The sequence below is a fragment of the Serratia sp. 25CWL12 genome (assembly GCF_055790885.1).
The window spans coordinates 4,084,956-4,097,120 of sequence record NZ_CM147698.1 but is presented as its reverse complement, the minus strand read 5'-3'; the positions used below and the strand labels follow the sequence as shown (position 1 = coordinate 4,097,120).

Annotated in this window: 11 protein-coding genes; 4 read left to right on the top strand and 7 right to left on the bottom strand. The window is 48.1% G+C overall.

Annotated features, from left to right (window positions below):
- Positions 1 to 132: 132 nt before the first annotated feature.
- Both ACX9GV_RS17820 and ACX9GV_RS17815 read left to right on the top strand, forming a co-directional pair.
- The gene (locus tag ACX9GV_RS17820; protein WP_037384831.1) at positions 133 to 1,089 is read left to right on the top strand and encodes a polysaccharide deacetylase family protein; all 957 of its coding nucleotides are present in this window, start codon (positions 133 to 135) and stop codon (positions 1,087 to 1,089) included.
- 1 nt (position 1,090) lies between these two features.
- The gene (locus ACX9GV_RS17815) at positions 1,091 to 2,188 is read left to right on the top strand and encodes a glycosyltransferase family 9 protein (protein ID WP_473196412.1); all 1,098 of its coding nucleotides are present in this window, start codon (positions 1,091 to 1,093) and stop codon (positions 2,186 to 2,188) included.
- A gap of 7 nt (positions 2,189 to 2,195) precedes the next feature.
- On the opposite strand, the gene ACX9GV_RS17810 is transcribed toward ACX9GV_RS17815, so the two are convergent.
- Genes ACX9GV_RS17810 through rfaD form a run of 6 tightly spaced genes read right to left on the bottom strand, consistent with a single transcriptional unit; the run spans position 2,196 to position 8,580 of the window.
- The gene (locus ACX9GV_RS17810) at positions 2,196 to 3,194 is read right to left on the bottom strand and encodes a glycosyltransferase family 2 protein (protein ID WP_473196411.1); all 999 of its coding nucleotides are present in this window, start codon (positions 3,192 to 3,194) and stop codon (positions 2,196 to 2,198) included.
- The gene (locus ACX9GV_RS17805; RefSeq protein WP_473196410.1) at positions 3,191 to 4,423 is read right to left on the bottom strand and encodes an O-antigen ligase family protein; all 1,233 of its coding nucleotides are present in this window, start codon (positions 4,421 to 4,423) and stop codon (positions 3,191 to 3,193) included. The genes ACX9GV_RS17810 and ACX9GV_RS17805 overlap by 4 nt, the downstream gene beginning before the upstream one ends.
- A 21-nt stretch (positions 4,424 to 4,444) precedes the next feature.
- Positions 4,445 to 5,614, bottom strand: coding sequence for a glycosyltransferase (locus ACX9GV_RS17800; protein WP_473196409.1), 1,170 nt, complete (start codon positions 5,612 to 5,614; stop codon positions 4,445 to 4,447).
- The gene (gene rfaC, locus ACX9GV_RS17795) at positions 5,614 to 6,576 is read right to left on the bottom strand and encodes a lipopolysaccharide heptosyltransferase RfaC (RefSeq protein ID WP_473196408.1); all 963 of its coding nucleotides are present in this window, start codon (positions 6,574 to 6,576) and stop codon (positions 5,614 to 5,616) included. Before rfaC ends, ACX9GV_RS17800 begins: the two co-directional genes overlap by 1 nt.
- A gap of 2 nt (positions 6,577 to 6,578) precedes the next feature.
- Entirely contained in the window at positions 6,579 to 7,625 is a 1,047-nt protein-coding gene (rfaF, locus tag ACX9GV_RS17790) for an ADP-heptose--LPS heptosyltransferase RfaF (RefSeq protein WP_473196407.1), read from the bottom strand.
- A gap of 22 nt (positions 7,626 to 7,647) precedes the next feature.
- A complete protein-coding gene (rfaD, locus tag ACX9GV_RS17785) occupies positions 7,648 to 8,580 on the bottom strand; it encodes an ADP-glyceromanno-heptose 6-epimerase (protein WP_473196406.1) in 933 nt (310 codons plus the stop codon).
- Between the two features lie 239 nt (positions 8,581 to 8,819).
- On the opposite strand from rfaD, the gene ACX9GV_RS17780 reads away from it, so the two are divergent.
- Both ACX9GV_RS17780 and tdh read left to right on the top strand, forming a co-directional pair.
- Complete coding sequence (locus ACX9GV_RS17780) at positions 8,820 to 10,016, top strand: glycine C-acetyltransferase (RefSeq protein ID WP_473196405.1); 1,197 nt, start codon at positions 8,820 to 8,822, stop codon at positions 10,014 to 10,016.
- Positions 10,017 to 10,025: 9 nt separating this feature from the next.
- Positions 10,026 to 11,051 (top strand): L-threonine 3-dehydrogenase, encoded by a 1,026-nt coding sequence (gene tdh, locus ACX9GV_RS17775; protein ID WP_023490541.1) that lies wholly within the window; start codon positions 10,026 to 10,028, stop codon positions 11,049 to 11,051.
- 33 nt (positions 11,052 to 11,084) lie between these two features.
- Here the strand turns inward: tdh and ACX9GV_RS17770 are convergent, their stop codons facing one another.
- The gene (locus ACX9GV_RS17770) at positions 11,085 to 12,026 is read right to left on the bottom strand and encodes a divergent polysaccharide deacetylase family protein (protein WP_473198066.1); all 942 of its coding nucleotides are present in this window, start codon (positions 12,024 to 12,026) and stop codon (positions 11,085 to 11,087) included.
- Positions 12,027 to 12,165: the final 139 nt, after the last annotated feature.

Genomic DNA, 12,165 nt, shown 5'->3' with positions numbered 1-12,165 from the left:
ACGAAAATCCCCCCTGACGAGCAAAGCCTCGGACAGTCTGATGACAAAGTTGTTTGCCCTGAAGAAATCAGCTGCGTAACATGTATGCCTTATGAGTATCAGCCCGCTGCTTGCACAACAACAGGTATCTTTATGAGCGTACCAGCGTTTCTTATTACCATTGATACTGAAGGCGATAACCTTTGGCAAAATCATGATCGTATTTTGACCGAGAACAGCCGTTTTTTGCCGCGATTTCAAGCGCTGTGTGAAAAATATGGGTTCAAGCCAGTTTATCTAACCAATTATGAGATGGCAGTGGATGCGCACTATATCGAATTTGCCCGTGATGTGATTGCCCGCGGCACCGCCGAAGTGGGTATGCATCTGCATGCCTGGAACAGCCCCCCACTTGAGCCACTGACTGACAATGACTGGCGCCATAAGCCTTATCTGATTGAATATCCCGCTAATCAGATCCGTGCCAAAGTCGATCATATGACCAAGTTGCTGGAAGATACCTTTCAAACCAAGATGCGCAGCCACCGTGCCGGGCGCTGGGCGTTTAATGAGTTTTATGCGTCACTTTTGCTGGAATATGGCTATCAGGTAGATTGTTCGGTCACTCCACGGGTTAACTGGCAGTATTCACCGGGCAATCCCCAAGGTAACGGCGGAACTGATTATCGCCATTTTCCCTCTCAGGCTTATTTTATTGACCCAGCCAATATTGCCAAACCCGGTAACTCGATGTTGCTGGAAGTTCCTATGAGTATTCAGTATAAACACTCTGCGTTGATGAATTTGCTCAAGCAAGGTTATGATCGTTTTCGCGGTAAAAAACGCTCACCGTCAGTAGATTGGCTGAGGCCATCCGGTCATAATCTGGCAAAAATGAAGCGAGTGGCGGAAAATTCTCTGGCACAAGGGCATGATTACGTCGAGTTTATGCTGCACTCTTCCGAGTTTATGCCCGGTGGCAGCCCGACCTTTAAAAATGAGCAGGATATTGAAGCCTTGTATCGGGATTTAGAACAGTTATTTGATTGGCTACAGCAACGCACGGTGGGTATGACGTTGGCTGAATATTATCAGGTTAAAGTGAATTAACATGTCGAAAAAGTGGAAAATCAAGGCTGCTGATTGGTTCTTGCGACGTTATACCGCGAAGTATGGTCGTTTCCAGGATAAAGCGACCTTTGACAGCAAAATGCAGTTCGAGAATATCGTTATTTATTCCACGACAGCTTTAGGGGATTTCATGTTCAATACCCCGGTGTTGAGAGCGATGCGTGAATGTTATCCTGCCGCACATATCACACTGGTAGTACATGAAAAAAATAGCGAGTTAGTAGAAAATGGTCGCTATTATGATCGGGTGATTTACTGGAACAGTAAAATAAAGACCATCGGCCCTCTATTGAAATCATTGCGGCAACATCAGCCGGACCTGGCTCTGATCCTGCATTCACACCTACCTTATGACGTTATCAGTGCCATTATGGCCGGTGCAAAATATGTCATCAGAGATAACTATAGTTCAGGGATATGTGGGTTGGAACCTTGGTTGACCAACTATGTATTCCATTATTATGGGCACTTTATCCGCCGAAAACTGGAGTTGATTTCCATTTTAGGGTGTCGTTGTGACGATCCGACTATGGAAATTCCTGTCCCCTATAAGCCAGGCATTAGAAACATCGAATTTTGCTCAATTGGATTTCAACTTGGGGCTTCTACAGAGTCTCGTTGTTGGCCGGTTGGTCACTTTGCCAAGTTGGCGGATATGTTGGCTGTCCAATATCAAAATGTGCGCTTTGTGTTGATTGGTGCAGGGCAAAAAGATGAAAAGAAAGCACAAGAGTTCCTGCAGCTTATTCATCCTGATACTCGGACTTGTGTTGATAATAAGATAGGTAAGACTGGGCTACAGGGAACGTTGACATTAATTGATAGCCTCGATCTACTGGTATCTGGGGACACGGGGCCTTTGCATTTGGCGATTGCATTGAAAACCAAGACGATAAGTTTATTTGTGACGGCTGATCCTCGGTCTACCGGACCAATTCAGGATGTAGAATTGCACCGAATTATTCATCTTTCTCGAACGGGTTATACCATGCCATTGGAGGTTGATGGACCGGTGGGGGTTATTCAGCCACAGCGTGTTTATGATGAGATTGTGGCTCATATGTCTTTGAACTCTTGATAAGAAGCTAGAAACGTCTTGGTATGATGGTGCGTAGCCACCAACGCATTTTCGATAGAAAAGTATCCACTCGTGCATAACGCATTTGGCGGACTTTTTTTCCCGGGACGTCACTATCTTGGCATATCATGGCCGCCTGACGAAGAGTATTTAGGGTCTCTGGTTCATAGTGATAATAGCCGTAAACTATTTTTGACATGGACTTCACCTCGGAGAAACAGTTGGCGAGCATCAATGCAGCCAATTGTCGTAGCGGTTCATCACCTTGGTGTTGTGCCACAAATTGCAGCATTTTTTTCATCGCAAACAGCATGTCTTCAATATCTTTAGCCTTGATATTGCGGGTGATCCCTTGGTTATTATCGCGATATAGATAGAGAGCATGGTCAATATGGGCAATTTTTCGGGTTTTGAAATATTGGAAAGGTGTGAAGATAACATCTTCATAGCGCCGCCCATTTTCAAAAGTATCTCCTGCTAGCAATGTACGCCGATAAACCCGACTCCAAAGATGCCACATCGAGTTGGCAAATAGCGGTTTTAGACAATCCAGCCCTTGATGTTGAAAGTCGTACACGATGTGTTTGACCTGCTGATTTGTGGGTAAAACAGAGGGAGAAACGGTGAATTTCTGATAGTTGAAATCAATCAAATCCTCGCGGTCTTCGAGCAGTAATGGGTGTAAAACTGCCAGATAATCAGTACATAGCATGTCATCTCCGTCCAGAAAAGTGACATAGCGCCCACCGGCATTTTGTAACCCGACGTTGCGGGCATTGGCAATACCACCGTTTGTCTGAGAAATAAATTTTACTAAGGGATGTTGTTTTTTTAGTAGAAACTCGTTGACCAATACAAAGGATGAATCTGTCGAGCCATCATCAATAATTACTACTTCAATATCATCACGAATTTGATCAAATAATGACCCCAAACTATCGATGATAAAATCCTCATTATTGTAGAATGGAACAATAATACTAAGCAGAGGTGGTGTCAGGTTCATGCTGTTGGCTCCTGACTTTTTTTCACGGAAAGTACACTGGCAATAATCGCTAGACAGAATATAACGGTACCTTCCTTACTGAAGAAAACGACATCGCTGAGTCCGTAAGCAAATAGACTGAAACTTATTCCTAGCAGTAATGCATTGCGGTGAGGTCTCAGCGACGAGACAAACAGACCAATATAGAGTGCCAGTAAACATAGCGCCCCCCAGAGACCTTTAAGAGAAAAGGTTTCCAGTAATTCGTTATGTAGATGGACATTGATATAGGGCATGGCTCCATATAGCTGGGGCTCTTGCGCGACAATGGTACGGATTTTTTCGCCACGTAACTCTGCGGATTGGCCCCATAGTGCATCTGATCCAGCATGTATAGCCACGACCTGCATACTTAGCCTGGAAATAATTGAGTTCTCTACTTTGGGTTGGTCAATCCTCTGTATGTCGGTTTTAAAATCACTAATACGTTTTTCTATCTGTGTTTTGAAGACAACACCACTCACTAGCAGTAATAAAGGGATTGAGATTACCAACTGGATTTTGCGTTTTCTAGATATTAACTCTGTTGTTGCTAGTAGCGATAAGATGGACGCAAGAGGATAGACCAACATGGCAGCTCTTGTTCCGGTTAGGATGATACTGGAGAACGTGAGCAAGAAAGCCAAAACATATAAAATCAGGCGGTAACGAGTTTGTAACATCAGAATGGCTTGCATCATGACCAGACTGATGGCGGTCATAATATAGGCAACGACAGTGGCGCGATCAAAGTTGAGTTCAATACGTGGAATATTTAATATCAATCCCTGATAAAGTGCGTAGCCATTGACAGCCAAACCGCAACTTAAAGCCACGACAATAAATGCACGCTGCATACAAAGGCGTTCATTCAGTGCGAACAGTAAAAGAAATGCGGTAGCTATTTGTAACTTTCCGGTTGATAAGTATGAGCGGTAAATATTGATATAGTCACCTGGTTGCTTAAAATCGCTCATCCAGAGAATGGATCCTATCCCTACGCAGAAAAAAAGCATAGGTAAAATTAGGTTCATCTTGTTTCTGAAGAAGTACTTTGCGTGCAGGAAAATAACAATCAATGAGAGGTAACTGGAGATATAAAAAAAATCACGCCCAATGTTGGAACCGAAAGGAATGGTAAAAAAAGCAACAGCACACCCTAAATAAATAAGATAGCTAAATGCTGGATGGGGGGCCTTTTCTGTCAGCATGGTTCTGTTTTTCCAACTAGGTTAATTCTGGGTGGCCAAGGATAGTAGAGTCTGGTCAAAATCAGTCTTGAACATTGCATAATTGAAATGTGTCATTGGGTAATTACGGGCATTTTTGCTAAGAAATTGGTAAGTATCTGTCACCAACAGTTTCTCCACAGCATCTGCGCAATCGATATGTGACAATAATTTTGGCTTAACGAGTGAATCACTGAGTGGATCGTAAACATCATGTGGGAAATCAACTTTTATGCCGGTTAGATGTTGATGCTGTTCAATAGTGATAGACGGTGTTAGCCCAATACCACAATAACCATCCTTCACTGCCTCTGGTTGACCATCGATTAGTGGGAATATTACAGGCACACCAAAATAGAGTGATTCCATACAGGACAAACCGAACGGTTCGGTAATCGGTGTACTCATATAAATATCGATACGGTTAAAGAAGTCTGCGACATTATCTTGAAAACCGCTGAATATGACGTGATCACCGAGTTGTAGCCGTTCAGCCAGAGCTTCAAAGGCTGCTCTGTCTGGACCTTTGCCTGCAATTTCTAAAGAAACATGATGTCCACGACGCAATAACTCTTGCATCATCAGCAGGGAAACGCTGATTCCTTTAAGACTTACTAGTCGAGAAGCAGTACCGATCTTGACTGGTTGCGATAGTAACTTGGGGGTATCGTTAAGCCCTGTTGGCGTTTTGATACGGTTGATTACTACTGGGTTTGGGCAGGGTAAATTAAAACGTAATTCCATCACGCGTTTCGACGCATGGGATGCAGAAATAACACCATCCAGCATAGCGAAGAAACCCAGAGTCTTATGATTTTTGGGATAACGCCAGGAGCAGCCATGATCGTAATAAATCAATTTGCCGCGTTTAGGTTTTGCTGCTAGACCGGGAATCAGATCCCATACGATGATCACATCGGCATTGGCCCTTTCTATTTTTCTTGTCAGAAGGTATTTTCGTAAAAATTGCGGGCAGCGCAGCGAGAGTGAATTGATTAATCGATTGGCAAACGTCACGGCCTGGTTTGGCATCTGTTGGCGAATTTCTTTAGCGACCTCACTGCTGATGCAAATTACTTCGTTACTGTTATCAGTGGTATCGTTGATATACTGCAAAAACAGGCGTTCAACACCACCCATTTTCCCTAAATTAATAATATGCAGTTTCTTCATTAGATGGCCTTTTGTAGTTCTGTCCGGACAGCGTTAGCGGTGATTTCTAGTATATTTTTTCTCGGCGCAATCAATGAATTCTGATTCAACCCATACCCCCCAATCAACCCCGGGTCTGTTGGACCATACAGGGTGACATTCGGGCGGTCCAGGGCGGCAGCCAGATGACTCAGCCCGGTATCGACGGAAACCACCGCTTTAGCGCCTGCCAACACGGCGGCTACCTGCTCAAGAGTCAGCTTGGGTAACACTTCAACATGCCCAAACCCGTCTGCCAAGCGTAAAGCTCGCTGGTGTTCATGCTCGGCTCCCCAGGGGAGCTTGATCTTTAACCCGCTAGGGGCAAGTAATTCAATCAGTTGACGCCAATGCTGCTCTGGCCAATGTTTTGCATCACGCGTGGTTGCGTGCAGGAAAACCAGATATTTCCCGCCATCTGCAAGGGGATGGCTAAGAAAACGCGCGGCAATGGCGTAATCCCCGGTATTATGCGGTTTTTCATAACCCAAGCTTTTGGCAAAGAGTTCGCGTATACGCTCTACCGCGTGTTGCTGTTTATCCACAGGATGATGATGCTGATAAAAGCAACTGGCTAGTGGTTCCCGTGCGCTGTGCCAATCCAGACCATGTTTGCTGCCGCGAGCAAGGCGCGTCACCAACGCCGCGCTCTTAATTAACCCCTGCGCATCAATGACAATATCATACTGGCGTTGTTGTACCTGCTGTTTGAAATCGTTGCGCTGCTGCCGGGTCTCTTTAGCAAACCAATTTTTACGCCAACGGCGAAGTGCCACCGGGATCACGCGGTCCACCGCCGGGTGCCAACTGGGGATTTGGCTGAATCCTTCCTCCACCACCCAATCGAAACCAATACCAGGGATAGCCTGCATGGCATCGGTCAGTGCAGGCAGGGTATGAAGTACATCCCCCATTGAGGAGGTTTTAACGATCAGTACCTGCATGGTTATTCCTCGCTGGCGGCAAGTAGTGGCATCAGCGTGTCTAACACCTGCTGGGGCTGGATGTCGATCAGGCTTTGGTGATAACCCTGATCAGCATCGCCTTTACGGATTTTGTGATACCCATCAATCAAACGGATCACCCTGGCCTGCTGAGATAACGGAGGAGTGAAGTCCGGGCTACTTGGGCCATACAGTGCGATCAGTGGTTTATTCAGTGCCGCGGCAATATGCATCAAACCCGAATCATTGCTGACAACTGCCTGGCAGGAAGCCAACAGCACGACGGCTTGTTCGAGCTGTGTTTTCCCGGCTAGATTAAGGCAGAAATCACGGCTGTTTTCTTCCAGTGCGGCACGGATCTGTTCCCCCGCTTCACTGTCTTTGGCCGAACCAAACAGGACAATTTGATAACCTTGATTGATCAGCGCTTGTGCCAAGGTGGCGAAATGATAGTGCGGCCAACGCTTAGCTGGGCCAAACTCGGCACCTGGACAAAAACCGATAATCGGCCGCTGCTCGGTGAGGTTAAATGCCGCTGTGGTTTCGGCGATTTCCCCGGCGCTGACCTGCAATTGTGGCCAGAGTAGCGGCTGGGGCAGATCTTCCGCCCGGAGTATACGTTGTTTATCGTAAGCTAAGGCGACATAGCGTTGCACCATCAAGGGGAACGCCGCTTTATCCAACACCCGCAGGTCATTGAGTAAACCGTAACGCATCTCACCGCGCCAACCGATACGCAAAGGCACCTTGGCAAAAAAGGGAACCAAGGCAGATTTGAACGAGTTGGGTAGCACATAGGCACGCTGATAACCCTGCGAACGCAGAGCATGACCAAGACGACGGCGCTCACCCAGCCCCAAGGCGCCATGGCCCAGTGGCATGGCCAATGCCTGATTCACTTCTGGCATACGAGCCAGCAGAGGACGGCACCAGGCAGGGGCCATCACGTCGATTTCTGCTGAGGGATACTCGGCCTTCAAGGTGCGATAGAGGCTTTGCGACATCATCATATCGCCAACCCACGAAGGGCCGATAACCAGAATTTTCATACCGTAAATTCGTTCCTTCAGCTTAAGCGGTACGATTCAACCAGGCCATGTACTCTTTAACGCCTTCGGCGACGGTTTTGAATGGTGCGCTATAACCGGCTGCGCGCAATTTGGTTTGATCCGCTTGCGTGTAGGCCTGATAGCGGCCTTTCAGTTTTTCCGGGAACTCAATATATTCCACGGCACCTGACTGATGATAATCCACCACGGCATCCGCCACCGCCTGGAAGGTTTCCGCCCGGCCAGTACCGCAGTTAAAAATACCGGATACGCCGTTTTGCCAGAACCACAGATTAACCGCCGCCACGTCACCGACATAGATAAAGTCACGCTTGAAGTTTTCACTACCGGCGAACAATTTGGGGTTCTCACCGCGCTGGATCTGGTTGTTCAGGTGGAATGCCACACTGGCCATACTGCCTTTGTGCCCTTCACGGGGGCCATACACGTTAAAATAACGGAAACCGCATACCTGCGAATCCGCCTCTGGCAAGATTTCACGCACGTATTGGTCGAACAGGAATTTTGAGTAACCGTAGACATTCAGCGGCTGCTCATACTGCCGTTCTTCAATAAAGTTATCGGTGCGACCACCGTAAGTGGCAGCAGAAGAGGCATACAGGAAGGGGATTTGGCGGTCCAGACAGAAATGCAGGAGATCCTTGGAATACTGATAGTTGTTATCCATCATGTATTTGCCATCCCACTCGGTGGTGGAAGAGCAGGCACCTTGGTGGAAAACAGCCTCGATATCACCCAGATCGTCACCCGCCATAATGCTGACGAGAAACTCTTCTTTATCCATATAGTCAGCGATATCAAGGTCTACCAGGTTGACGAATTTGGTGCCATCTTTTAGGTTGTCGACGACCAGAATGTCACGATATCCTTGATCATTCAGTGCCTTAATGATGTTGCTGCCAATCATGCCAGCGCCGCCAGTGACGATAATCATTGGGTTTACCCCTATATTCTGTTTGGTGATGCACCATGCTCACTCTGATATGCCGCCTATAATAGCATTTCATTGCATCAGGAGCATCGGCGGGATGGTTAATATCCTATTCGCTTAATTGACGCTGCCATTTGCCGTGATATCTGCTGCAATTTTAATTTTCTCTGTCGTGTATTGTCGTCAGCTTAGTTATAAATCAGTAAAATATCCCAAAATATCCCTATTTTGGAGATGACTAAATGTCCGCATCCTTTTATCAGCAGTTAGAACAACAACTTGCTACCACTCGTGCCGAAGGGCTATTCAAGGAAGAACGTATCATCACTTCCGCCCAGCAGGCAGATATCGCCGTTGCCGATGGCCGCCATGTTATCAATTTTTGTGCCAATAACTATCTTGGGCTAGCTAACCACCCGGCATTGATCGCTGCTGCCAAGGCGGGCATGGATAGCCATGGTTTTGGTATGGCTTCAGTACGATTTATCTGTGGTACACAAGATAACCATAAACAATTGGAGCAGAAACTGGCGGGTTTCCTGGGGATGGAAGATGCCATCCTCTACTCCTCCTGTTTTGATGCCAATGGCGGTTTGTTTGAAACCTTGCTTGGCCCGGAAGATGCCATTATTTCTGATGCCTTGAATCATGCTTCCATCATCGATGGCGTGCGTTTGTGCAAGGCTAAACGCTACCGCTATGCCAATAACGATATGAATCAATTAGCGGAGCAACTCAAGCAGGCCAAGGCGGATGGTGCGCGTCACATCATGATCGCCACCGACGGTGTGTTCTCGATGGATGGGGTGATTGCCAATCTGAAAGGGGTGTGTGACCTGGCAGATCAATACAACGCACTGGTGATGGTGGATGATTCCCACGCGGTGGGTTTTGTCGGTGCTCATGGGCGTGGGACACATGAATACTGCGAAGTGATGGGCCGGGTTGATATTATTACTGGCACCTTGGGTAAGGCGCTGGGTGGTGCTTCCGGCGGCTATACCGCAGGGAAAAAAGAGGTGGTGGAGTGGTTACGCCAGCGCTCACGCCCTTATCTGTTCTCCAATTCGCTGGCCCCGGCGATTGTGGCGGCGTCGATCAAAGTGCTGGAGCTATTGGAACAAGGGGATGCACTGCGTGAACGCTTGTGGAGTAATGCCCGGCTGTTCCGTGAAAAAATGACCGCTGCCGGTTTTACGCTTGCCGGGGCTGACCATGCCATTATTCCGGTGATGCTAGGTGAGGCCAAATTGGCGCAGGATTTTGCCAACGCTTTGCTGAAAGAAGGTATTTACGTCACCGGTTTCTTCTATCCGGTGGTACCACAAGGCCAGGCACGTATCCGTACACAGATGTCGGCTGATCACACATCAGAGCAGATTGAACATGCGGTTGAGGCATTTATCCGTATCGGTAAGACACTGGGTGTTATTGCATAAGGTACTTCCATGAAAGCATTATCAAAACTAAAAGCGGAACCCGGTATTTGGATGACTGATGTGCCTCAGCCAGAGCTGGGTCACAATGATGTGATGATTAAAATCCGCAAAACGGCCATCTGCGGTACTGATGTTCATATCTACAAGTGGGATGAATGGTCGCAGAAAACCATCCCGGTACCCATGGTGGTTGGCCATGAGTATGTGGGGGAAGTGGTGGCTATCGGCCAAGAGGTCAAAGGATTCAATATCGGGGATCGTGTTTCTGGTGAAGGGCACATTACCTGTGGGCATTGCCGTAACTGCCGGGGTGGCCGTACTCATCTGTGTCGTAACACCACCGGAGTGGGGGTTAATCGCCCTGGTGCTTTTGCTGAATATCTGGTGATCCCAGCGTTTAATGCCTTCAAAATCCCGGATAATATTTCCGATGAGCTGGCCGCTATTTTTGACCCCTTCGGCAATGCTGTACACACTGCCCTCTCTTTTGATCTGGTGGGTGAGGATGTGCTGGTCTCCGGTGCTGGCCCAATTGGCATTATGGCTGCTGCGGTATGTAAGCATGTCGGCGCTCGTCATGTGGTGATTACCGACGTCAATGAGTATCGTCTCGACCTGGCGCGCAAAATGGGCGTCACCCGTGCGGTGAACGTGGCTAAAGAGGACCTGACGGCGGTGATGGCCGAGTTGGGCATGACGGAGGGCTTTGATGTGGGGCTCGAGATGTCCGGCGCACCACCGGCATTCCGTTCGTTACTCAATGCGATGAATCATGGTGGGCGCATTGCGCTACTGGGGATCCCACCTTCGGATATGTCTATCGATTGGAATCAAGTTATTTTCAAGGGGCTGTTTATCAAAGGGATTTATGGCCGTGAAATGTTTGAAACCTGGTACAAGATGGCGGCCTTGATTCAATCAGGCCTTGATCTGACACCGATTATCACCCACCGCTTCTCGATTGACGAGTTTCAGCAGGGGTTTGATGTCATGTGTTCCGGGCAATCCGGGAAAGTCGTCTTGAGCTGGGATTAAGCGACCAGGAGGAGCCCACGGCGTGCTCCTCCGCTAATCTTGTTGGTTTTGCGGGTGTTGCGTTGAACCAGCCCAGTTCTGCCAATGGTGTTTAATCAATACCACGATGGGTGATTGCACCACTCCTTCCCCAATCACCTTCAAGGCGTCACCTGCGTTGACCCCCTGTTTCGGCAGCTTAACCTTGCACTGCTTGATGGTGCCGCTAAATGGCGACTTCGGCGTTAGGGGGTGTGGTTGCCGTTGCGGTGTATCGCTGCCATGACTTTGCTGTGGTTCATTAAGCAGTGCGCTGGGTTTCACCAGGACGATATCACCGGGCAAGGTGGGTAACATCTGTTGCAGCACTTTTATTGTGGCTGGGCGAGGATGGCCGATGGCGATAGCCGAACCATGACGGCGTGCTACATCAACGGCCCGATTAAACTGCTGGCGGATATCATTCGGGTTGGCGCTATCATCAAGGAACACCTTGCGTTTGATCACCGTTATCCCGGTACCCGCAGCAGCGTGTGTGGCCTGACTATTTCCAATGGTCATGCTGTCCAGAAAATAGAGCTGGTAGCCAGCCAGTGCCTGCATCACCTTTTGCATCCCCGGTAGGCTGGAGGTCATGGCGCTGCCCATATGGTTATTTATCCCTACCGCATAGGGCACATTATTGACGGCATCGCGAATAATGCGCTGAACCTCTTCACTGCTCATGGAGGGTTGCAGCGTATCAGGTTCCAGCGACTGTTTGCTGAGCGGAGCCATGGGTATATGGATCAGTATTTCGCGGCCCTGATTGTGCGCTTGGGTGGCGATTTGGTGAGCATGGGGGGAATTAGGCAGGATGGCCACAGAAATGGCTACCGGCATTTGCAGTATGGCACTGTCTTCACGTGGGAGATAACCCATATCATCGATTACAATCGACAACTTTCCTGCCTGCACAGTGCTAGCGAGCAGTAGCGTACCCAGTAAAATAGCGATACCTGTTTTGGTATATACACAAAATAATTCGAGTTGCTTGTAGGCATGCCAGCGATGGAATCCCCAGGAGCATAGAAAACTATGTGACTGGGGTGATTGAGCGCAGCTAACACCCAAGAAACTTGAAGTATAACGGGTA

Bases quoted from the DNA above. Each gene is read 5' to 3' on its own strand.
- ACX9GV_RS17820 (WP_037384831.1), top strand. From the start codon at position 133: ATGAGCGTACCAGCGTTTCTTATTACCATTGATACTGAAGGCGATAAC.
- ACX9GV_RS17815 (WP_473196412.1), top strand. From the start codon at position 1,091: ATGTCGAAAAAGTGGAAAATCAAGGCTGCTGATTGGTTCTTGCGACGT.
- ACX9GV_RS17810 (WP_473196411.1), bottom strand. From the start codon at position 3,194: ATGAACCTGACACCACCTCTGCTTAGTATTATTGTTCCATTCTACAAT.
- ACX9GV_RS17805 (WP_473196410.1), bottom strand. From the start codon at position 4,423: ATGCTGACAGAAAAGGCCCCCCATCCAGCATTTAGCTATCTTATTTAT.
- ACX9GV_RS17800 (WP_473196409.1), bottom strand. From the start codon at position 5,614: ATGAAGAAACTGCATATTATTAATTTAGGGAAAATGGGTGGTGTTGAA.
- rfaC (WP_473196408.1), bottom strand. From the start codon at position 6,576: ATGCAGGTACTGATCGTTAAAACCTCCTCAATGGGGGATGTACTTCAT.
- rfaF (WP_473196407.1), bottom strand. From the start codon at position 7,625: ATGAAAATTCTGGTTATCGGCCCTTCGTGGGTTGGCGATATGATGATG.
- rfaD (WP_473196406.1), bottom strand. From the start codon at position 8,580: ATGATTATCGTCACTGGCGGCGCTGGCATGATTGGCAGCAACATCATT.
- ACX9GV_RS17780 (WP_473196405.1), top strand. From the start codon at position 8,820: ATGTCCGCATCCTTTTATCAGCAGTTAGAACAACAACTTGCTACCACT.
- tdh (WP_023490541.1), top strand. From the start codon at position 10,026: ATGAAAGCATTATCAAAACTAAAAGCGGAACCCGGTATTTGGATGACT.